The following is a 22,469-nucleotide window of genomic DNA, read 5'->3' as shown; positions in this document are numbered from 1 at the left end:
TTTGCAGTGATCCAGTACATACAACCAATCCCTTATATTTTTCCCGTCGCCGTATATGGGGATGTTTTCACCATTCAGGGCTTTTCTAATAATTACAGGTATTAGCTTTTCATCGTGTTGTTTAGGGCCGTAGTTATTAGAGCAGTTGGTGGTAACTACATTTAGCCCATAGGTATGGAAATAACTCCTTACCAGCATGTCACTGGAGGCCTTTGAAGCAGAGTATGGGCTGTTTGGAGCATATGGTGTAGTTTCATTGAAAAAACCGGTCTCTCCAAGAGTACCGTAAACTTCATCAGTGGAAATATGATGAAAACGTGCTTCCTTGAATTCACTTCTTTTCTCAAAAGGACTGTTCATCCAGTGTTTACGAGCAACATCAATTAGGGTAAATGTGCCATTGATATTTGTGTTAATGAATGCTTCAGGCCCTTCAATTGAGTTGTCCACATGAGATTCAGCCGCAAAATGAATAACGCCCTGAAAGTTGTACTGTTTAAAAAGCTTTTCAATTAAACTCCTGTCACAAATATCTCCCTGAACAAATGTATATCTATCGTCAGATTTAACTTCCTCTAAATTTACCAGATCACCAGCATAAGTTAGTTTATCCAGGTTGATTAGATTGTACTCAGAGTATTTATTCAAGAAATATGGAATGAAGTTGGATCCAATGAATCCCGCACCGCCCGTTATCAATATATTTTTCATATTTTCTCTTCAGCTATTTTAGTCAAATATTGTCCATATTGATTTTTCAATAGAGGCTGAGCAAGTTCTATTAGCTGCTGTTTACTAATGTAGCCCTTCCTGAATGCAATTTCTTCCAGGCAAGCTATTTTAAGCCCTTGCCTCTCTTCAATGGATTCGACAAAGTTAGAGGCTTGCAGTAAGCTTTGATGTGTTCCGGTGTCAAGCCAAGCCATACCTCTACCTAATAGTTCAACCCTAAGCTTACCTTCATTGAGATACATATTATTTAAATCAGTTATTTCCAGTTCACCACGTGGTGAGGGTTTGATTTGCTTAGCTTTTTCTGCGACAGTGTTGTCATAGAAATATAACCCGGTTACAGCGTAACTCGACTTTGGATTTTGTGGTTTTTCAACGAGAGATACCACTTGGTTGTCCTCTGTAAACTCTACAACACCATATCTCTCAGGATCCTTTACATAATAACCGAATACAGTAGCTCCTTCCTGCATTTGAGCTGCTTGTATCAATGTTTTGGAGAAATTGTAACCATAGAAAATATTATCACCCAGTATTAGACAGCAAGAGTCATTTCCTATAAATTCTTCACCAATAATAAAGGCCTGAGCCAGTCCGTCGGGAGAAGGTTGGGCAGCATATTGTATGTCCAAACCTAATTGGGAGCCATCCGATAACAGGTTCTTAAAACCTTCTGAGTCTTCAGGGGTTGTTATGATTAATATTTCCTTTATGTTAGCTAGCATTAAAACAGACAAAGGATAATAAATCATAGGTTTATCATATATAGGCAGCATTTGTTTGGAAATGGTTTTGGTAAGGGGATAAAGCCTTGTACCAGAACCACCTGCGAGTATTATTCCTTTCACAATATGAGTGTTTAATGGGTTTCTATACTTGATATATTTTTTTGCCAGTTCCAGGCATCTTTTAACGATTGCTCTAAAGAAAGTTCTGTTTTCCAGTTTAATTCATGCTGAGCTTTTGTAACATCGGCAAAAACCTTCTCAACGTCACCATCTCTTCTTTTTCCAATGACATAATTTAATTTTTGGTTAGTGGCCTTCTCAAAAATTTTAACTACCTCCATCACAGAGTGCCCGGTTCCGGTGCCGATATTATAAACTGCTTTTTGTTCTGTATTGTTACCCATGACCATTTTAGTTAAGGCAGCAATGTGGGCTTTGCTTAGGTCAACGACATGTATATAATCCCTGATACATGTGCCGTCTGGTGTATTATAATCATCTCCGAAAATAGTGAGTTGATCTCTTATACCCGCAGCAGTTTGGGTTATATATGGAACAAGGTTATTAGGTGCGCCTATAGGCAATTCACCTATTAAGCCAGAGGGATGGGCTCCAATAGGATTAAAGTATCTCAGGGAAATGAACCTAAAATGATTTTTGGCTTTACAAAAGTCTGTTATAATGTCTTCACAAATTTGTTTAGTGCGGCCATAAGGTGATTCAGCCGGTTTTATTGGGGATTCTTCGGTTACAGGCAAAATGTCAGGCTGTCCATATACCGTACAAGAGGATGAAAATACAAGGTTATTAACCTGTTCATGCTCCATCACTTTAAGCAGGTTAATAGTTGATACGAGATTGTTTTCATAATACTTAATAGGGTTAGACGAAGACTCTCCCACTGCCTTATAAGCCGCAAAATGAATAACACCTTGGATTCCACTATGTCTGGAAAACACAGACTTTAAAAAGCCCAGATCATTGCAATCTCCCTCCTCTAAATAAATTTCAGCTTTTGTTAGTTCTTTGAGTCGGTCTATTACAAATTTTTCAGAATTTGAGAAGTTATCAATAATTACTGGCGTATAGCCGGCATTGATAAGCTCAACACATGTATGGGAGCCTATGTAACCCACTCCTCCGGTAACAATGATTTTACCCCTTTCCATTACAATCTTGCGGTTACAGTTGTTTTATCCAAAAATCCCTTAATATCATAGATGGCGGTAGATTCATTCGATATCCTTTTAATATCCAATGATTTAAAAGGTTTGTGTCCTACAGCTAGGACTATTGCATTATACTCCATATCCGGCTCCGCAATTAAGGTAAGCCCGTACTCATGCTTTACTTCCTCTAAATCAGCCTGCGGGTCGTATACATGAACATTTGCACCAAAGCCTTCCAGTTCACGGATTACATCAATTACCCTGCTATTTCTGATGTCAGGACAATCTTCTTTGAATGTAACTCCCAGTACAAGTATGTTGCTATTGTTTATAGGATTATTTTTCTTAGTCATTAATTTAATGACTTTACTGGCAACGTATATACCCATATTGTCATTAATTCTTCTGCCGGATAGAATCACTTGAGGGTGATAACCCAAACTCTCAGCTTTATAAGTCAGGTAGTATGGATCAACTCCTATACAATGTCCCCCAACCAGCCCTGGTTTGAATGGGAGGAAGTTCCATTTTGTTCCCGCAGCTTCAAGTACCTCATGAGTGTCAATGTTCATTTTGTCAAAAATCATAGCCAATTCGTTCACAAAAGCAATGTTGAGGTCTCTCTGAGAGTTTTCAATAACCTTAGCAGCTTCAGCAACTTTAATTGATGAAGCCAAATGAGTACCGGCAGTAATGATTTTGCCATATAGTTGATCTATCTTCTCTGCAATTTCAGGCGTGCTTCCACTAGTTACCTTCTTGATGGTGCTCAATCTATGCTCCTTGTCCCCTGGATTTATTCTTTCGGGAGAATATCCACAATAAAAATCACTATTGTATCTAAGTCCACTCACCTTTTCGAGTATCGGCACGCAAATTTCCTCTGTACAACCAGGGAACACTGTTGATTCATAAATAACGATGTTTCCTTTAGATAAAACTTTACCTACTGTTTCACTAGCTTTTTTTAGCGGAGTTAAATCAGGAGTTTTAAACTGGTCAATCGGTGTGGGTACAGTTACTATGTAAATATCAACTGATTCAAGTTCTGCAACATTTGAGGTATAGCTTAATCGTGTTGCTTGAGATAATTCTTCTTTATCTACTTCTAGTGTTTTATCATCACCATTTAAAAGTTCGTTTATGCGTTTCTTGTTAATATCAAATCCAACTACATCAAGTACCTTTCCAAATTCAACTGCCAATGGAAGGCCAACATACCCAAGTCCTATAATTCCTAATTTCATTTATTTATAATTTTTGATCTTATAATAGTCTAAATACCAATTTACAAATTGTTGAATTCCTGTTTTGATAGAGGTATTCGGTTTAAATCCTACACTTTTTGTCAGTGCATCAACATCTGCATATGTTGCAGGCACATCACCTGGTTGTATAGGCATCATGTTTTTAATAGCAGTTTTTCCCAATGCGTCTTCAATGGCATTAATGAAGTCCATTAGCTCAACCGGTTGATTATTGCCAATGTTATGGATTTTATAAGGAGCAAAACTATCTGACGGGTTAGGTTGGTTTCCATCCCAATCAGGATTTCCGGAGGGGATAGTTGGTATCAGCCTTACAATTCCTTCAACTATGTCATCGACATAGGTAAAGTCCCTTCGAATTTTACCATGATTATAGACATCAATAGGTTTGCCTTCAATTATCGCTTTGGTAAATAAAAAAAGAGCCATATCAGGACGTCCATATGGTCCATAGACGGTAAAGAAACGTAAACCGGTTGTGGGTAAACCATATAAATGCGAGTAGGTATGTGCCATCAATTCGTTTGACTTTTTTGTGGCAGCATACAATGATACCGGATGATCAACATTGTGTTCCACAGAGAATGGCATTTTTGTATTGGCTCCGTACACAGAGCTAGATGATGCATATATTAAATGCTTGACATCGCTATACCTGCAACCTTCCAGAATGTTGAGGAAACCGTCAATATTACTTTTTATATATGCCCTTGGATTTGTTAAGGAGTAGCGTACGCCAGCCTGGGCAGCCAGGTTTACCACATAAGAGAAGTTGCCCGTCTTAAAAAGCTTTTCTATGCCTTCTTGATCCTCAAGATCTAATTTTTGGAAATCAAAATTATCTTTTGTCTCCAGAATACTAAGCCTTGATTTTTTCAGGTTAACATCATAGTAGTCATTGAGGTTATCTATGCCGGTAACGTTATACCCTTTATTACATAAAACCTTGCAAAGATGAAAGCCAATAAAACCAGCCGCTCCTGTAACCAGTATTGAATCCATATGTAAATTTTTACTTTTAAACCTAAACAAACTTAACCCATGCTCAACAAAATAAGGTCAATTTTGGCACAAATGTAATAATTATATAGAGCATTAGAACTCTTTAGTTTATTTTAATAAACTTGCAATAAATTAGATAGAAACAGATATGTCGGAAAAAGAAACTGATGAGATTGACCTAACAGAACTACTTGTTAAGCTAAAAAACGTTCTTCTAAGAAATAAAATCACTATTATATTATTAACAGTAGTAGGGTTTTTGCTAGGGTTACTGTATTACAACCTTAAACCTGCTGTTTATCAGAGTGAGGTAGTAGTGAGGGCTACTATTTTGAATAAATCTTTACTGGAAGTAATCAATGAGAATCTTACTCAACTTCTTAAAGAGAATAATTATAAAGTTTTGTCCAATAAGCTCAACCTTCCCCCTGAAGTAGTCGGTTATATTAGCAAAATTGAGATTGAACCCACTGACGAAGAGGCTGATAAAAAGCTTGAATATGCCTTCTATGTAATTAGAGTTGAGTCTTTTTCGAATAGTCATTGGACGGAACTTGAAAAAGGCATGCTGTACTACCTATCTAATAATGACTTTGTTAAAAAGAGAATAGATCTAAAGGCAAAACAATATAAAAGCTTTATTAACAAGCTCGACATGGAAATCAACCAGATAGACAGTTTAAAGAAAGGTTTATATGACTCCAATAATTTAGGTAAGGATAATGTTATTATGATGAATCCAGGGGAGGTATATACTGCTTTGCTGGCTCTGGTAAAAGAAAAGCAAAAGCTAGAAGAGGAGTTAGAGTTCAATAGTGCAGTAGAAATTGTAGAGGACTTTGATGCATATAAAAGGCCCGTAAGTCCAAGGCCTGTCTTCTCAGTTGCAATAGGGGGTTTAATCGGCTTTTTAATCGGCTTATTTATTGCCTTTGGTAGAGAACTTAATAGCTACTTAAAACAATACGAAAGGACTCATTCTTGAGTGGAGTTATAAACTTTATAAAAAAAGAAGTGCTGCTGGAGTGGCGTCAGCGCTATGCCATTAATGGTATTCTTTTATATCTGGTTAGTACCATCTTTATCTGTTACCTGAGCTTCAATGTCAAAGCTAACCAACTCAATCCTGTAACGTGGAATGCTTTGTTCTGGATAATTCTGTTGTTTACGGCTATTAATGCTGTAGCCAAAAGCTTTATCCAGGAAAAGGAAGGGAAGTTCCTGTATTATTATTGGCTCATAAAACCTCAAGAGCTCATAGTGGCAAGGATTTGCTATAATGCAGTGCTAATGTTGGTTTTAGCCTTCATGGGGTTTGTTATGTATTCATTAGTGTTGGGCAACCCAATCCATGATCCATTTCTTTTTATTGTCAACTTGCTTATGGCAGCAGTTTCTTTTTCGTCGGCTCTTACTATGATCTCTGCTATAGCCTCTAAGGCTAATAATAATCAGACGCTCATGGCTATATTAGGTTTCCCCGTCATTTTGCCAATGCTGCTTATGATCATAAAAATATCCAAAAATGCTCTTGATGGTATTGAAAGAAGTGCCAGCTATAATGAAATGCTGACGCTACTGGCAATTAATCTAATTGTCGGGGCGGTTTCTTATCTCTTATTCCCGTATCTTTGGAGGAGCTAATTTTTAAGGGCTTATGCGTAAATCGTGGTGGAAAATATTAACAATTCTACTACTTCTCTATGTTGTTGTAGGCGGACTCTTATTTGAAGTCCCAAGGTTGGTTATTCTTAATGAGACCATAAGGGCACTGTATTTTCATGTACCTATGTGGTTTGGAATGATACTGATGTTAGGAGTATCTGTTGCCTATTCTATTCTTTATCTTTTACGTTCAGGTAAGGTATATGATGATTTTGCCATTGAATTTGCCAATGTTGGTGTGATTTTTGGCATCCTGGGAATACTTACCGGAATGCTTTGGGCTCAGTTTACCTGGGGAGACTGGTGGAGCGGAGATCCAAAACAGAATGGTGCGGCTATAGGCTTACTCATCTATTTTGCGTATTTTATTCTTAGGGGTTCGCTGGATAATGATGAGCAACGAGCCAGAATAAGTGCTGTTTATAACATTTTCGCATTCTTCGCCCTTATCCCTCTTCTATTTATACTTCCCAGACTTACTGATTCACTTCATCCCGGCAATGGCGGTAATCCAGGTTTCAATGCGTATGACCTTGACAGCCGCTTGAGGATGGTTTTTTACCCCGCGGTTATTGGTTGGATAATGTTAGGAGTATGGATAGCTACATTAAGAGTACGTATTAGGAAACTTGAACAAATTATAGATTGATGAAAAAGATTGGCCTATTGCTGATTTTCTGCCTGGCTTCATTTTTTGTTAAGGCTCAGGATAAAATAGAAATTACCGAGAGTGACTATGCAAATGAAGAAGTTGAGATGGCGGATAGGTTCCGTGAAGAAGGAAAGATATATGTCCTTACCGGAGTTATATGTATTATTTTGGGCGGTTTGGTCGCGTATCTTGTGGTAATTGACAAAAAAGTAAGCAGGATTGAGAAACAGTTATTAAATAATGATATTTAGAAACCATTTTGAGCCTAACTTTGTACAGTATTTGATCAATTATTGAAGCTTATGAAAACTTCTCACATTATAGGTATCATTATTATAGCAGCCGCTATTGGTATCATTATCACAACCGCAGGCGATGCAAGTTCTTACGTTACTTTCGATACAGCTCAGGAAATGGCCCTTAGTGGTAATGAAAGTAGCATACATGTTGTTGGAGAACTCAAAAAAGAACGAGGTGAAATTATCGGCATACAACCTTCGGTAGACAAACTGTCATTTTCATTTATCATGGTAGATGATAATAAGAGGGAACAAAAGGTTTTTTATAATGAGCCTATGCCTACAGATTTTCAAAGATCAGAAAAGGTTGTGGTTATTGGCTCATATAAAGATGATCTTTTTGTAGCGGAAAAAATTCTAATGAAATGTCCTTCAAAATATCAGGAGAACACTGTAAAAGCAGAGATGTGAGAAGGGAAAAAGCATTACTTTTATGATACATGAATTTATTGGTGGCCTCGGTCACCTTTTTGTTATTGTAGCTTTCATAAGCGCATTATATTCAGCTTTTTGTTTTTTTAAAGCTTCGCAAGCCAAAGAGCTAACACAGGAAAAATCCTGGAAGATAAACGGAAGGGTAGCATTTTATCTTCATGCTGTTGCTGTTACAGGCATTGTATTTAGCCTTTTCTATATTATCTATAATCACTACTTCGAGTATCACTACGCGTGGAGCCATTCATCCAGAAGGCTTCCAACCCACTATATGATCTCATGCTTTTGGGAGGGGCAGGAAGGAAGCTTTTTGCTCTGGCTGTTCTGGCACGCTTTGCTTGGGGTGGTTATTATTCTGACCAATAAATTCTGGGAAGCCCCGGTAATGACCGTATTTTCCCTGGTTCAGGTTTTTCTTGCATCCATGATCCTTGGTGTAGTTATACCTGGTCTGGATATAAAATTGGGTAGTTCACCTTTTATACTATTGAGAGATGCCATTGATGCCCCAATCTTCAAAGAACAGCCGAACTTTGTGCCAAAGGATGGGACAGGACTTAACCCGCTTCTGCAGAACTACTGGATGGTAATCCACCCTCCGACCTTGTTCTTAGGATTTGCAACCACGGTTATTCCATTTGCCTTCTGTATCGCAGGCCTTTGGAAAAGAAGGTACCGCGAATGGGTAAGGCCGGCACTACCATGGGCACTGTTCTCAGGAGCTATTCTAGGATTGGGAATTTTGATGGGCGGATACTGGGCCTATGAAACACTTAACTTTGGAGGTTACTGGAACTGGGACCCTGTAGAAAATGCAGTTTACGTGCCCTGGCTGTTTTTAGTAGCTTCTATACATACAATGATCACTTTTAAAAACAGTGATACAGCACTTAAAGCAAGTGTAGTACTGGTTATAACTACTTTTGTGTTAATTCTTTACTCTACCTTTTTAACCAGGAGCGGGATATTAGGAAACTCTTCAGTACACTCCTTTACCGATCTTGGGCTTTCAGGGCAATTGCTTATTTACCTTTTGTTTTTCACTGTCGGATCAATTGTCTTGGCAGTAGTAAGATGGAAGGAGATGCCTTATTCTGAGAAGGAGGCTTCTACCTATTCCAGAGAGTTTTGGATTTTTATCGGAGCTTTGGTTTTATGCCTGATGGGCTTTCAGGTTCTGATACCCACATCTATTCCAGTTTGGAATAGTATAGTTGAGCTTTTTGGAGGAGTATCCAACATTGCACCTCCTGCTGACCAGATTGCTTTCTACTCTAAGTTTCAGTTGTGGTTTGCGGTTGGAGTGGCTCTTCTCTCAGGTACGGGGCAGTTCTTTTGGTGGAAGAAGATGAAAAAGGAGCAATTGTGGAGTAGCCTTACTGTTCCAGCCGTATTTACTTTAATTATTACTACGATTATTGTGGTAATTAAGAATGTTGCCGATCCCATATATATTATGCTGCTACTTGCAGGTGTCTATACTGTGGTGGCAAATGCCAAAATTCTTTTTAACGTATTAAAGAAGAACCCAAAGCTATCCGGGGGTGCAGTTACACATATTGGAGTAGGCTTGATGTTAATAGGCATAATGTTTTCCGCTGGATATTCTAAGGTAGTATCCCTGAATACAACAGGTATGCTAATCTCCAAAGAATCGTCAACCGAATTCAATAATGAGAACTTGCTGTTATTTATCAACGAGCCGAAAGAGATGGCTGACTATAGCCTGAAATATAAAGGAGAGAGGCTGGAACCGGTTGATGTATCGAGCTATATCAATCGAAATGATATCAGACAAACTGGTTTGCCGCATATGGTAATAGCGAAGAGAGATATTGTAGCTGATGGAGAGGTGATTTTTGAGAAAAATGATACCATAGAGATTGCTCCGGAAAATACTTATTACGAAATAGAATATACAGACAAGCAAGGTGAGAAGTTTACCTTATATCCTCGTGCGCAGGTAAATGAATCTATGGGAGGGTTGCTTGCTTCACCAGATATCAAACGAGGATTTGCTAAGGATTTGTATACCCACGTTTCTTCTATAAGGGATCCTAATAATGAAGTGGAATGGAGCGATATGGAGGAATTTGAAGTGTCTCCAAAGGATAACTTCTTTGTGAATGACTATGTGGCAAGAGTAGATAAATTAGAAAGGATACCGGAAGTAGAAGGTGTAGAGCTTAGTAGTGAAGATGTTGCCGTGAAAGCTACTATTACGGTTCAGGGGGAAGAATCAGAATACGTAGTACAGCCCGTCTTTTTAATAAAGAATGGCATGGTCGGTCGTATTTCAGATGAAGTTAGTGACCTTGGATTAAAACTAACTCTGTTAAATATCTATCCGGAAAAAAATAGCATGGCTATTGGAGCTAACACCAGGCAGAAAGACTGGGTGGTGCTAAAAGCTATGGAAAAACCACTCATAAATGTTTTATGGTTAGGCACACTATTGTTAATGGCAGGTTTCGGAATTGCCATTAACCGGCGGTATAGTGAGTTTAAAAAGATGAGAGAAAAGGGTATGGAGTAACCTACATACGTAACACCTGCATGATGCCTAATAATAATTACGTTTCTTTTATTGGAGCTGGAAATTTAGCCTGGCATTTGGCGCCGGCTCTTGATAATGCAGGCTATCCGGTTAAAGAAGTTTGCAGTACATCTGCGAAGAGTTCCAGGGCATTGGTAAACAGGCTCTATCAGGCCGAAACTAAGGAAGGGTATGATTTCTCAAATAGCCCTGCTCAATATTTTATTATAGCTGTTCCTGATGATATCATTTCAGATATTGCACGTGAGATAGTATTGCCAGATAATGCCATATTACTACATACATCGGGAGCTAAATCTATAGACCTGCTCTCTTACGCCGCCAGTGAGCATATTGGTGTTTTTTATCCTCTGCAAACTTTCAGTAAGCAAAAAAAAGTAGATCTTACCCATGTGCCCATATGTATAGAAGCGGAAGATTCATCTACTGAGAAGTTGCTTTACGCTATGGGTAAGGCTATAAGCAGAAAAGTTTTACATATAAACTCCAGCGATCGTAAAGCGTTACACGTGGCAGCCGTTTTTGCCTGTAATTTTGTTAACCATTTCATGAAAATATCCTCAGATATTTTGGCAGGTAGCAAGCTGGATTTTGATCTACTTCATCCGTTGATAGCTGAGACTATCAACAAGAGTTTTGAGCTTGGGCCAGGCAAATCTCAGACTGGCCCGGCCCGTAGGCATGATTTTGAAACACTTGACAAGCACATGGAGTTCTTGAGCAAGAATGAAGCCGTAGCTGAAATTTATAGAATGATCTCTCAACACATTATCGATAGCTACCCTCAGGATTAATGACCTTTTGACAGGTTCCATTTTACCCCTAAATAAAACTCGCGTCCATGAATAGGTGCATAGGCGTATGCAGTATCAAAGTAAGGACTAAAACCTGTAGGAGCATTAGGATCGTTGAATCCGGTGAGTGGTGATATAGGCTGCACATAATCAAATAAATTTTGTACCCCTCCATAAACGGACCACGTATTGGATATTTCCTTGGAAAGTTGGATGTTGTGAAACATATAAGACTCTGATTCAGTAGGTCGTGGCTCAGCCAGTGGCTCTCCGTCCTGCCCCACATCGTAAACAGCAGGCAGGGCCATTGTACCTGTAAGTCTCAGAGTATACGCGATATTTATTTTGGGTTGTGTCCAAGTGTAATTTGCTGTGATTACACCGCTCCATTCAGGAGCAAACTCTATGGAAGTGGTTTCAAGTGTCCCCTCCTCATTTGGCTCGGTTTGAGTAGCTTCTTGAACATTAAACCCCACGTTTACTGCAAGGGGAAAATAGAAATCATGTGTTACATTTATTCCTAAGCCTTTGGTAATTGCATGCCCATCTGTGTTGGCATAGACAATCTTATTTGGGTCATCATAGTTGGGTATTATCTTATTAGAGAAATAAGTGTAATACACGTCAAAATCTACTGTTCCCTGACTTTTGCCTAAGGAGTATACATGGTTCAGGTTAACGTTTCCATTGAGGGATCTTTCTGGTTTAAGCTCTTCTACTATCTCTACACTCCTTTGCCCGGTTATAAAGGCATGATCTTCTGTGAAAAGGTTTACTATTCTAAAACCGGTACCAAAGTTTGCCCTTAAAGTAGTCCATTTGCCGGGTTTATATTTGGCATTAAAACGAGGTGAAAAAATTGCTCCATGAGAGGTGTAGTGGTCCAATCTGCCTCCGGTTAACAAGGATAGTTTTTCAGATATAACCCATTCATCCTGGAGAAAAACACCGGGGATAAATTGATTATCAGGAGAGTTTTTGTCTGAATCAGAATCCGATGTGGCTACAGTATTATCATCATAGTGCTGATATCTTGAAGTAATACCGGCAAGGATAGAGTGGTCATTTAATTGTTTGTCCCAAATAAAATTGGCAAAGGCTATTCCTTGTTCTGCTTCGTAATAGTCTGCACCATAGTAACTGTCCTGTAAATGTTGGCTCAGGGAATAGTCAATTTTAAGATTGGTATTTGTGGGTAGCTCATATGTTCCGAAAAGCTCAGCGCGGTGAGTGTAGATGCTTTCACCATAAATTTCATCACTACCGCGCAATTCCTGATAGTTTCGATCTTTCAAAAACTCTTCAACCCCATTTCTTCTATCTTCATAAAAATATTTCGCAGCTACTGTAAATTTCTTATTGCTTGGGCGGTGAATATTCCATTTAGTAAAAAGGGAATACCTGTCCAAGTTGATCATATCGGCAAAACCGTCATTATTTCTATCATCAAAATCATTGATATAGGCGTAGTTCAGGCCAATGAAACCATGGGATTTGCCAATGGATGGTGCCGCAGACAGGTTTCCGAATGATTCAAGATGAGAAGTTCCCATAACATCAATTGAGAGCAATGGCTGATCTTCAGGATCTTTGGTAATAATATTTATAACTCCTGCCACAGCCTCGGAACCGTAGAGCGTAGAACTTGGCCCTTTAATGACTTCAAACCTATCGATGATCATGCTGGGAATGCCATTTAAACCATAAACTGATGCCAGGTTACCATAGATAGGTGTTCCATCCATAAGAACCGCGGTGTAAGGCCCGGGCAAACCATTTATGCTGATACTATTGGTGAAGCAAACACCACAAGCCACAACTTCCTGAACACCATTGACCAATTTGATACCTTCTACCACTGAGGAGGCTGCGGCAGGTGTAAAGGTGTTGAAATATTCAGAAGTGACAACACTGACTTTTACCGGAGAGGATTTTACGAATGTAGGTTTCATTGTGCCTGTTACGACCACTTCATCGAGTCCAAGGCTGTTTTCTTCCAGGCTTACGTTGACCTCCAGATTTTGTCCGGCGGATATGTTTACAGTTTTAATTAGTGGTTTATAACCAATAGACCTGAACTCCAATTTATAGTTTCCCGGTTCAAGATCACTAAGTTTGAAGTGACCATCTGCATCTGCCACGTCGCCAGTCTGGGTGGCAGGTATCTGAACTGTTGCTCCAGGCACCACTCCGGACTTACTTTTTATCAGGCCTTGTATAGTGGCTGTCTGCTGGCTGAAGCCAACCTTATTAAATAATATAATCACTAAAAGTAAAAGTACTCTTTTCATATGTCGAAACATTTTTTTGTTACAAACTTAACAAATTAATTATATATGCAAAAAATAATTATTAGATTAGCCTAAAAATACTGATATGAAAATGGTTTTAATTAGATTTGAGGCATGTCATCACATCATTTTGTAAGGGAAGACCAGGAACCAGCTCTACTCATTATGGGGCCTGTTAATCAGGATACTTTATTTCAACTTCTGGAATGGAGTCCCAAAGTCATAGTTGTACAGGAGGCGGTAAAACTGATTTTGGATTATGGTGTCAAAATTGATGCAATCGTGTGTAACCGGGAATCAATGGATGAACTTCGCTCTAAATTGAGTTTTCAAATGCCAATCCAGTTTATTACAGATGATACCGATACCTCTCATTATATGCAGGCATTGGCTTTTCTTATGGATCTTAACTGTAAGGCAGTCCATATACTTGGTGAAGTGCGTGAAAATGTCATGAATCAACTGACCACGATTTCCTTGGATATTGTTATTTGGAAGAATAAATACAAATGGAGCTATTGCCGATCAGGCTATTTTCGAAAATGGGTAACTAAAGGAAACCTCTTTGTCCTGGATGCTCATGCCATTGTCAGTATCAAGAGCGATGTTGAAGTAAGGCAATATGAGGAACAAAATAAACTAATTATTGAACCACTATCTGATGGAATGGTGGCATTTCAAAGTAGTACCCCTTTCTGGTTAGGTGAGCACATTTACTGAATTTGATGCTCTTGCAATCCTGTCTTTACCGTGTAGGTCCTTGACTATCTGAACATCAGAATAATCCATAACTTCCAGTAATGTTTTAACATCTTCCCCAAATCTTTCATTGATCTCAAAATACAGTAATCCATGCTCCTTCAAAGTACTCTTGGCTAACTCTGCTATGCGCCTGTAATACAACAGGGGGTCGGAGTCTTCTACAAATAATGCCATAGCAGGTTCATACTTTAGCACATTGGGTTTCATTTGTAGTTTGTCACTTTCCGTTACATAAGGAGGATTGCTGACTATAACGTCCAGCGACTGCACCGGAATCGGTTCATTTAAAATATCAATAAGCAGAAACTCGATTGGCACATTATGTAACTGTGCGTTTTTTCTGGCAACTTTTATAGCACGAGGATCATAGTCAATAGCAAAAGCCCTTGCTCCTCTTAATTCTTTTAACAGGGTAATGGGAATACATCCCGTGCCGGTTCCAATGTCTAGTAACTTGATCTTTTTACCCTGGTTCTCATTAATGATCAGTTGAACCAGTTCTTCTGTTTCTCCCCGAGGTATTAAAACACCTTTGTCTACCTTAAATTCACGACCATAGAACTCCGTTTCTCCAAGAATATACTGGATTGGCTCATATGTATTTATCCTTTTTATAAACTCTTTAAGCTCTTTAGCTTTCGAATTGCTAATGTTAATTGATCTGTCAAGAATAATTTCAGCTTTATCCAGACCAAAAACATGCTCCATGATCAGGTAAGCAATGCTTAGAACTTCTTCAGCACTTTCTTCCAGATGAATTTCGTCGGTGATATATTTTAAAAGCTTTTTGGAGGAGTCCGGAATATTGCGGGACATGATGGTTTATAATGACTAGTGAGTTTGTTAACATTGTAAGGTTAATACAAATCTAGTTAATTCGCTAAAAAAAAATGTTTATGTTGATCTGGCCTTTCTAATAACGCAGGTGAGGAATCAACATTACTCTATCACCGGCATGCACAATGATGAATTATATATCCAACGGGCATTTGACCTCGCTTTGCTAGGACTTGGTAGTGTTAGCCCCAATCCCTTGGTCGGGTGTGTTATAGTTTATAATGGTAAAGTTATCGGAGAGGGCTGGCATAAGAAATATGGGGAGGCACATGCGGAAGTCAATGCTATCGAAAGTGTGGCAGATAAAAGTTTACTGCCTGAAAGTACAGTTTATGTAAGCCTGGAGCCCTGTGCTCATTTTGGAAAAACACCTCCATGCTCAGACCTCCTCGTAAAATATGGAGTGAAAAGGGTTGTTATTTCAAATATTGACACCAATCCTTTGGTAGGGGGCAAAGGAATTAAAAAACTTGAGGATGCCGGAATAAAGGTTACTACGGGTGTTTTGGAGCATGAGGGACTGGAGATCAACAAACGCTTTTTTACCGGCTTAAAGAAGAAGAGACCTTGCATTATTCTCAAATGGGCTGAAACGGCAGATGGTTTTGTTGCGCGTAAAAACTATGACTCCAAGTGGATCAGCAATAAAACCAGCCGCAAACTGGTACACAAATGGAGGGCAGAGGAAGATGCTATTATGGTGGGTACTAATACTGCTCACTACGACGATCCACAATTAAATGTGCGCGATTGGTCGGGGAGAAATCCTGTAAGGGTAGTCATAGACCGAAATTTGAGGCTGTCCAAAAGCCTGAAACTTTTTGATAGCACACAACCTACAATTTGCTATAATTTGCTTACTGATCAGGAAATTGAAGGGCTTCGATATGTAAAGCTGCCAGAAAATAATTTTTTTGAGGCGCTTTTTTTTAATCTTTATGAGCAGGGATTACGTTCCGTAATAGTGGAGGGAGGTGCTCAATTGCTCAATTTATTAATTGAAAAAGGTATGTGGGATGAGGCAAGGGTTTTCGTTTCTCAAATCAAATTTGAGGAAGGTATAGATGCTCCTGGAATTTCCGGACTTGTGGCGGAGGAACTGATTGATACAGATAAATTATTAATATATAAAAACTGAAAATGGCGGAAGAATTAATTGTAAATACCAGCGCAGATAAAAAGGAGAAGTATGAATCCTTGTTGCCGCAGATAGAAGGGTTGATTTCTGTTGAAAGTGATTTGATTGCTAACCTGTCGAATATAGCTGCAGCATTGAAGTTCGGAATGGACTTTTTCTGGGTAGGCTTTTATATTGTAAAGGATGATGAATTGGTGTTGGGGCCTTTTCAGGGGCCGATTGCTTGCACGAGAATTCGTAAAGGAAAAGGCGTCTGTGGTACTTCCTGGGAAAAGGCAGAGACGGTACTTGTACCCAACGTGGATGAGTTTCCGGGACATATAGCCTGTAGTTCTGATTCCAAGTCAGAGATCGTATTGCCAGCAATTAAAGACGGTGAAGTAGCACTTATCCTCGATGTTGATAGTGATAAGCTAAATGATTTTGATGAGACAGATAAAGTATACCTGGAGAGGTTGATGAAATTAATTGAGGCCAAGCTTTAATCAAGCTCGGCCAAAACTGTCATTCCACCTTTGGTCTTTTGACCGATATCTACTTTTACTTTGGCAGTAAGGGGCAGAAATACATCAACCCGGGATCCAAATTTGATAAAACCAAACTCCTGGCCTTGTTCAAACTCTTCCCCTTCCTTGACATACCATTTAATGCGCCTGGCAAGGGCTCCGGCAATTTGCCTCATTAGGATAGATACACCCTTTGGCGTTTTTATCACCACTGTTGTTCTTTCATTTTCGGTACTTGACTTTGGGTGCCAGGCTACCAGATATTTTCCCGCATGATATTTGAAAAACTCTACAATTCCTTTAACCGGCATCCTGTTGACGTGTACATTAACAGGGGACATAAATATTGAAATTTGAATCCTTTTGTCTTTGAGGTATTCCGTTTCAGTAGTTTCTTCAATCACCACGACTTTACCGTCAGCAGGCGCTACTACATGGCGGTCGTTTACCGGAGTTATGACCTTTGGGTTTCTGAAAAATTGAAGGACGAGCAAAAATAGTATGATTGTCACCCCTAATGTCAGTCTGAATACAGTAGGCTGATCAGGGAAACCAAAGTAAACCATTACGTTGATTACTGATAGAATGATCAACAGTACTACTAATAAAACTCGTCCTTCTTTATGTATGCTCAATGCTAAATACTTTAGTTACAATTAATAACCACCTCGATATTTGTATGTTTTAGCTACTTTGTCGATGGCAACTATGTAAGCTGCAATTCTCATGGATACATTGTACTCTTTAGAAGTATTGTATACATTATCAAATGCATCTTTCATAATCCTGTCCGAACGTCTGTTTACACGCTCACCGGTCCACTTGTAGCCAAGTCTGTTTTGTACCCATTCGAAGTATGATACGGTAACACCACCTGCATTGGCAAGGATGTCCGGGGCTACCATAATTCCCTTGTCATTGATCACGTTGTCGGCTTTGGCAGACGTAGGTCCGTTCGCACCTTCTACTATTAGCTTAGCTTTAATGCTTTCCACATTTTGAGAAGTGATTACATCTTCTGTTGCCGCAGGTACCAATACATCAACTTCCAGGCCTAATATTTCATCTCCGGCGATCATTTCTGCACCAGGGAAACCGGTTAATGTGCCGTTATTACCGTTTCTATAATCAATCGCGGCTTGAATGTCTATACCATTTGCATTGTGGTACGCTCCTGAAAGGTCACTGATAGCTACTACTTTTACACCACGCTCTGCCAGCAGAAGGGCAGCAAATGATCCAACGTTACCAAAACCTTGTACCGCGCAGGTAGCTTTGTATGGGTTAATTTTAAGTTTTTCCATGGCAGCCAATGCAGATACCATCACGCCTCTACCCGTAGCTTCAGTTCTTCCTAATGAACCACCCAGTACTAAAGGCTTCCCTGTTACTACTGAGTTGATGGTCATACCCTGAGTTCTTGAGTATTCGTCCATTAACCACGCCATTTCCCTTGGCCCTGTTCCCATATCAGGTGCAGGTATATCCCTGTCAGGACCGAATATTTCAACCATTGATAAGGTGTATGCCCTCATCAAACGCTCAATCTCTCCCGAAGACATCTCCCTCGGGTTACACTGAATACCTCCTTTGGCTCCACCATATGGAATATCCACTACAGCACATTTCCAGGTCATCCAGGCAGCCAAAGCTTTTACCTCGTCAATGTTCACACCCGGGTCAAAACGGATACCACCTTTGGAAGGTCCCAGAATATTTGAATGTATAACCCTGTATCCATCAAATACGCGGATGGAACCGTCATCCATGGTTATAGGTAGTGAAACAATAACTTGCTTGGCTGGAGATTTTAAAACATTGTAGACCTCATCGTCAATTCCTAGTATTTGAGAAGCAATGTGAAACCTCGACATCATTGCTTCGAAAGGATTCTTTTCGTCCTTTAGGGGTGCAGGCTCTATATAACCCATATGTTTTGTTTTTTGGTTATTAAAACGATTGCAAATTTAAAGAAATATATATCATTCAATGTGGCAAATACTTAAAAGATTTTCAAGAAAGTAGTGATGAAAGGGGCTGAAAGTAAGAGTCCGTCGAATCGGTCAAGGAACCCTCCATGTCCCGGTATCAATCTGCCTGAGTCTTTGATTTCTATACTTCTTTTAAACAATGATTCTACCAGGTCACCATAGGTGCCACCGATGATAATGATGAAACCCACACATAACCACTGCCACGGCATAAGTACATCAGTGGTATAGTGAAGGCCATAAGCCATGGCCAGTGCCAGAAGTAAGCCCCCGATACTACCTTCCCATGACTTTTTGGGAGAGACCCTCTCAAATAGTTTTCTCCGCCCATACCTTACTCCTGCAAAGTATGCGCCTGTATCATTGGCCCAAAGTATCAATAACGATCCCAGAATAAGCTCAAAGGTGTACTCGCCGGAAAAGAAAGCCACTACATTGAGCAGTGAGAAAGGTATGGCAACGTATAATATGCCCAGAAAAGTAAAGGCAATGCCGCGAAAGGGCTTCACCTCTTTTTTCTTGTACAAATATATCAGGTAGATCAATGTTGCTATTGGAAAAATAGCGAAATAGTATTTTTCATTAATTCTTCCACTTTCTATAAAAAAAGTGAGTGAAAAAATACAAAGGCCACAAAATGTACCAAAGGTTTTTAAAGGAAGCATGCCATCCAACCCTACCAGTTTGTAGAATTCAAGTTGAGTGGCGGTGCAAATAGAAATGAATATGATGAAATAGCTCCATTCACTATAGCATATTCCGCTGATGATAATTAATGCACCAACCAGGGCTGCAATGATCCTTTGAGTTAAATTACTGTACTTATTTAAAATCGATGTCATTTTTTATTATTTGTAGCGCACGTAACACATCCTCAGACGCTACATGTACTTCATATTGTCCAAAGTTATTTAAGGATGAGTCTCTTTTATTAATGAGGACAGGAGTGATATTGTTATCTTCGAGTACATCCTTCACTATTTCTGCATGGTAGGATTGATCAGTTTCAAATACTTTTTGCCATCCTTTCATTTAACTTGCTTTCTCAAAAAATAACTCCTGAAATAGTATAATAGTCCAACGGTAATAATAGTGAATATTAAAGCAGTAGGCAAAGGTACAGACTCAGTATTTTCTATGTCAAAGCTGACCAGGCCTTTCTGATGGAGGTAAAGCACAACCACCGTAAAGCCATTGTTGATAAAGTGTGCAGTGATAGGCACCCACAGATTTCCTGCCCAGTAGTACAAATAGCCAAACAATGCGCCTAAAAGCAGTCTGGGTACGAAACCAAAAAATTGCATATGTATGGCACTGAATAATATTGCCGATAGCCAAATGGCCACATGGATATTTCTGGTGGCAGTATGCAGTTCGTTCTGAATAAACCCTCTGAAAAGCAGCTCCTCACCCAGAGGTGCCAGTATAGCAATTACAAAAAAGGCGATGGCAAGATCGAGCGGTCCATCAAATTTCGTGATAAATAAGGTGATTTCAGCCAGTGCGTCTTCTTTTTCACGGGCCCATTCTTCAAAACCCTTCATAAACTCAGGGAAGTGGATGTTGGCATTCCATTCGATGAATAGTGAATTAACAATCATAAAAGCCATCACAATTCCAAAAGTGAGCGCAATGGGAAGCCCGCCGATAGGTTTGCTGAAAAATATGCTCAGGTCTTTTTTCTCCCTGATCTTTAAGTATAAAAAAGGAACTATGATCATTCCCAGCAGCGTGCCGCAGCCCTGGCTTATGAACAAAGGAATCCTTAACGCGGGATCTCCTGTAGGGTCGGCCAGCGCTTCCAGCATTTCCATCAAGGATCCAGGGTAAAAAGGGATGGCCAAAAACATACCTATTTGAGAGCCAATGAGCGCCCCAAGTAGTGCCAGGCCAAATATAAAAATCACTGAGGCGGCGGAACTTCTGCCTTCCGACAGATGTATATTATTATCAAATTTGTCCATAATCAAGTGTCAATAAGTAGTAGCAGCTTCCACATAACTTTCAGGAACTTGCTTTGTATTGCTCATTTGACGTAAATTTACAGTTTATTTTAAAATCACTTCGGTAAAGATAAGTATTAGGTCAATGGTTAAGATAGGAAATGTAGAGATAGACGAATTCCCTTTGTTACTGGCCCCCATGGAGGATGTGAGTGATCCGCCATTTAGGGCAGTATGCAAGGAAAATGGTGCAGACCTGATGTTTACGGAGTTTATTTCTTCAGAAGGACTTATCCGAAATGCTGAAAAGAGTGTTCAGAAACTTGATATTTACGATTACGAGCGCCCTATCGGAATACAGATTTTCGGTGACAAAATAGAGTCAATGAGGGAAGCTGCAGCTATTGCAGAAGAGGCACAACCTGAAATGATTGATATAAACTATGGCTGCCCTGTAAAAAAAGTTGCCTGTAAAGGCGCCGGTGCCGGTATTCTGCTTGATATCCCTAAAATGCAGAAAATGACAGAGGAGATCGTAAAGCAAGTGTCGCTTCCTGTTACCGTTAAAACCAGGCTGGGCTGGGATGACAGCACCATCAGGATTGTAGAGGTCGCTAAAAGGTTGCAGGACGTTGGGATTCAGGCGCTAACGATCCATGGCCGTACCCGCAAACAGATGTATAAAGGAGATGCTGATTGGACTAAGATTGCCGAAGTTAAAAACCATCCTGACATTCATATACCCATCTTTGGAAATGGTGATATCGATTCCCCGGAAAAAGCTCTGGAATACAAAAACAAATATGGCGTTGATGGTATCATGATTGGGAGGGCCGCTATCGGTTATCCCTGGATCTTTAATGAAATAAAGCACTTCCTGAAAACAGGCTCTAAACTCCCCGTACCCGCGATGGCCGACAGAGTAGCAGTAGCCAAAAAACACCTGGACTTTTCTGTGGAGTGGAAGGGTGAGCTTACCGGTATTTTTGAAATGAGAAGACACTACACCAACTATTTCAGAGGCATTCCGAATTTCAAACCTTTCAGAACAAGGCTGGTAGAGTCAGAATCGCATGCAGAGCTTCTTGCTATTTTAGACGAAATAGGCGAAACTTTTGTGGAAGCCTACGCGTAAGAGCAATTTTTGGGTTCTTTATCTATTACTATCACCACTATCTTTGCTGAAAAGATCAGGTTCCATTTTTGAAACCATTGCTATTCTATGACTAAAGAAATTAACCCTAACCTGTTGGCTTGGGGGCTTTTGCTAATACTTGCCCTGATCTGGGGCAGTTCATTTATCTTGATTAAGCGTGGGCTGGATGTTTATTCCGCCGGAGAAGTAGGGGCTATACGTATTGTTTCTGCCTCTCTATTTTTGTTGCCGTTTGCTGTTGGCAGGTTAAAAACTCTGCACAAAAGGCATTGGCTTTTTTTATTTTCGGTAGGTATGTTTGGAAGTTTCCTGCCTGCTTTTTTGTTTGCCAAAGCACAAACCCACCTCCCCAGTTCGGTTGCCGGGATAATTAATGCCCTTACACCACTTTTTACTATGATTCTGGGCGCTTTATTTTTTATGCAGAAAATCACTGCTAAAACGGCTATAGGTCTGGTTACAGGGTTTTTAGGGACGGCAGCTCTAATCTTGGCAGGATCAGGAGGAGATGCATCAGAATTTAACCTTTATGGGCTTTATGTAG

Annotated in this window: 24 protein-coding genes; 12 read left to right on the top strand and 12 right to left on the bottom strand. The window is 39.7% G+C overall.

Features of this window, described 5'->3' with window-relative positions; genetic code table 11:
* The 5 genes from E1163_RS15410 to E1163_RS15390 all read right to left on the bottom strand — a co-directional run.
* The coding region (locus E1163_RS15410) for a dTDP-glucose 4,6-dehydratase (RefSeq protein WP_155173345.1) at positions 1-711 on the bottom strand (711 nt) is incomplete at its 3' end.
* Positions 708-1,580 (bottom strand): glucose-1-phosphate thymidylyltransferase RfbA, encoded by an 873-nt coding sequence (gene rfbA, locus E1163_RS15405; protein WP_343033845.1) that lies wholly within the window; start codon positions 1,578-1,580, stop codon positions 708-710. The genes E1163_RS15410 and rfbA, both read right to left, overlap by 4 nt.
* Positions 1,581-1,591: 11 nt before the next feature.
* Positions 1,592-2,629 (bottom strand): UDP-glucose 4-epimerase GalE, encoded by a 1,038-nt coding sequence (galE, locus tag E1163_RS15400; protein WP_155173343.1) that lies wholly within the window; start codon positions 2,627-2,629, stop codon positions 1,592-1,594.
* Entirely contained in the window at positions 2,629-3,876 is a 1,248-nt protein-coding gene (locus tag E1163_RS15395; RefSeq protein ID WP_155173342.1) for a nucleotide sugar dehydrogenase, read from the bottom strand. Before E1163_RS15395 ends, galE begins: the two co-directional genes overlap by 1 nt.
* The gene (locus E1163_RS15390; protein WP_155173341.1) at positions 3,877-4,899 is read right to left on the bottom strand and encodes an NAD-dependent epimerase; all 1,023 of its coding nucleotides are present in this window, start codon (positions 4,897-4,899) and stop codon (positions 3,877-3,879) included. It lies immediately after the preceding gene.
* A gap of 148 nt (positions 4,900-5,047) precedes the next feature.
* Here E1163_RS15390 and E1163_RS15385 point away from each other — a divergent pair, with 148 nt between their 5' ends.
* From E1163_RS15385 to E1163_RS15355, 7 genes are read left to right on the top strand one after another with little or no spacing between them, the layout of a single operon-like run.
* Positions 5,048-5,884 carry a GNVR domain-containing protein gene (locus E1163_RS15385; RefSeq protein WP_155173340.1) on the top strand — a complete coding sequence of 279 codons (837 nt, stop codon included), beginning with the start codon at positions 5,048-5,050 and terminating at the stop codon, positions 5,882-5,884.
* Positions 5,881-6,543 (top strand): heme exporter protein CcmB, encoded by a 663-nt coding sequence (locus tag E1163_RS15380; protein WP_155173339.1) that lies wholly within the window; start codon positions 5,881-5,883, stop codon positions 6,541-6,543. The genes E1163_RS15385 and E1163_RS15380 overlap by 4 nt, the downstream gene beginning before the upstream one ends.
* 13 nt (positions 6,544-6,556) lie before the next feature.
* Complete coding sequence (ccsA, locus tag E1163_RS15375) at positions 6,557-7,213, top strand: cytochrome c biogenesis protein (protein WP_155173338.1); 657 nt, start codon at positions 6,557-6,559, stop codon at positions 7,211-7,213.
* A complete protein-coding gene (locus tag E1163_RS15370; protein ID WP_155173337.1) occupies positions 7,213-7,467 on the top strand; it encodes a CcmD family protein in 255 nt (84 codons plus the stop codon). Before ccsA ends, E1163_RS15370 begins: the two co-directional genes overlap by 1 nt.
* A 51-nt stretch (positions 7,468-7,518) precedes the next feature.
* The gene (locus E1163_RS15365; protein ID WP_155173336.1) at positions 7,519-7,926 is read left to right on the top strand and encodes a cytochrome c maturation protein CcmE domain-containing protein; all 408 of its coding nucleotides are present in this window, start codon (positions 7,519-7,521) and stop codon (positions 7,924-7,926) included.
* Positions 7,927-7,948: 22 nt separating this feature from the next.
* Positions 7,949-10,486, top strand: a complete 2,538-nt coding sequence (locus E1163_RS15360) for a heme lyase CcmF/NrfE family subunit (RefSeq protein WP_155173335.1) — start codon at positions 7,949-7,951, stop codon at positions 10,484-10,486.
* A gap of 20 nt (positions 10,487-10,506) precedes the next feature.
* A complete protein-coding gene (locus tag E1163_RS15355) occupies positions 10,507-11,301 on the top strand; it encodes a Rossmann-like and DUF2520 domain-containing protein (protein WP_246223709.1) in 795 nt (264 codons plus the stop codon).
* On the opposite strand, the gene E1163_RS15350 is transcribed toward E1163_RS15355, so the two are convergent.
* Positions 11,298-13,592 (bottom strand): TonB-dependent receptor, encoded by a 2,295-nt coding sequence (locus E1163_RS15350; protein ID WP_155173334.1) that lies wholly within the window; start codon positions 13,590-13,592, stop codon positions 11,298-11,300. The two genes, E1163_RS15355 and E1163_RS15350, sit on opposite strands and share 4 nt — an antisense overlap.
* Positions 13,593-13,706: 114 nt before the next feature.
* Here E1163_RS15350 and E1163_RS15345 point away from each other — a divergent pair, with 114 nt between their 5' ends.
* On the top strand, positions 13,707-14,312 hold the full coding sequence (locus E1163_RS15345) for a hypothetical protein (protein WP_155173333.1): 606 nt from the start codon (positions 13,707-13,709) through the stop codon (positions 14,310-14,312).
* Here the strand turns inward: E1163_RS15345 and prmC are convergent.
* Positions 14,292-15,170, bottom strand: a complete 879-nt coding sequence (gene prmC / locus E1163_RS15340) for a peptide chain release factor N(5)-glutamine methyltransferase (RefSeq protein WP_155173332.1) — start codon at positions 15,168-15,170, stop codon at positions 14,292-14,294. The genes E1163_RS15345 and prmC overlap by 21 nt on opposite strands.
* A gap of 139 nt (positions 15,171-15,309) precedes the next feature.
* Here prmC and ribD point away from each other — a divergent pair, with 139 nt between their 5' ends.
* A complete protein-coding gene (gene ribD, locus E1163_RS15335) occupies positions 15,310-16,329 on the top strand; it encodes a bifunctional diaminohydroxyphosphoribosylaminopyrimidine deaminase/5-amino-6-(5-phosphoribosylamino)uracil reductase RibD (protein WP_155173346.1) in 1,020 nt (339 codons plus the stop codon).
* Between the two features lie 2 nt (positions 16,330-16,331).
* On the top strand, positions 16,332-16,814 hold the full coding sequence (locus E1163_RS15330) for a GAF domain-containing protein (RefSeq protein ID WP_155173331.1): 483 nt from the start codon (positions 16,332-16,334) through the stop codon (positions 16,812-16,814).
* Here the strand turns inward: E1163_RS15330 and E1163_RS15325 are convergent.
* The 5 genes from E1163_RS15325 to E1163_RS15305 all read right to left on the bottom strand — a co-directional run bounded on the left by E1163_RS15325 (position 16,811) and on the right by E1163_RS15305 (position 20,790).
* On the bottom strand, positions 16,811-17,470 hold the full coding sequence (locus tag E1163_RS15325) for a phosphatidylserine decarboxylase family protein (RefSeq protein WP_155173330.1): 660 nt from the start codon (positions 17,468-17,470) through the stop codon (positions 16,811-16,813). The genes E1163_RS15330 and E1163_RS15325 overlap by 4 nt on opposite strands.
* Positions 17,471-17,491: 21 nt before the next feature.
* Positions 17,492-18,766, bottom strand: a complete 1,275-nt coding sequence (locus E1163_RS15320; protein ID WP_155173329.1) for a Glu/Leu/Phe/Val family dehydrogenase — start codon at positions 18,764-18,766, stop codon at positions 17,492-17,494.
* Positions 18,767-18,837: 71 nt separating this feature from the next.
* On the bottom strand, positions 18,838-19,668 hold the full coding sequence (locus tag E1163_RS15315; RefSeq protein WP_155173328.1) for a phosphatidate cytidylyltransferase: 831 nt from the start codon (positions 19,666-19,668) through the stop codon (positions 18,838-18,840).
* The gene (locus E1163_RS15310) at positions 19,649-19,858 is read right to left on the bottom strand and encodes a putative signal transducing protein (protein ID WP_155173327.1); all 210 of its coding nucleotides are present in this window, start codon (positions 19,856-19,858) and stop codon (positions 19,649-19,651) included. The genes E1163_RS15315 and E1163_RS15310 overlap by 20 nt, the downstream gene beginning before the upstream one ends.
* The gene (locus E1163_RS15305; protein WP_155173326.1) at positions 19,855-20,790 is read right to left on the bottom strand and encodes a CPBP family intramembrane glutamic endopeptidase; all 936 of its coding nucleotides are present in this window, start codon (positions 20,788-20,790) and stop codon (positions 19,855-19,857) included. The genes E1163_RS15310 and E1163_RS15305 overlap by 4 nt, the downstream gene beginning before the upstream one ends.
* 124 nt (positions 20,791-20,914) lie before the next feature.
* Between E1163_RS15305 and dusB the strand changes: the two genes are divergently transcribed.
* The gene (gene dusB / locus E1163_RS15300) at positions 20,915-21,904 is read left to right on the top strand and encodes a tRNA dihydrouridine synthase DusB (RefSeq protein ID WP_155173325.1); all 990 of its coding nucleotides are present in this window, start codon (positions 20,915-20,917) and stop codon (positions 21,902-21,904) included.
* Positions 21,905-21,991: 87 nt separating this feature from the next.
* On the top strand, positions 21,992-22,469 hold a 478-nt coding region (locus E1163_RS15295), incomplete at its 3' end, for a DMT family transporter (RefSeq protein WP_155173324.1).

Source organism: Fulvivirga kasyanovii (assembly GCF_009711405.1).
GTDB lineage: Bacteria > Bacteroidota > Bacteroidia > Cytophagales > Cyclobacteriaceae > Fulvivirga > Fulvivirga kasyanovii.
Note: the sequence above shows the minus strand (reverse complement) of the source record. Positions and strands in the feature narration are given on the sequence as shown.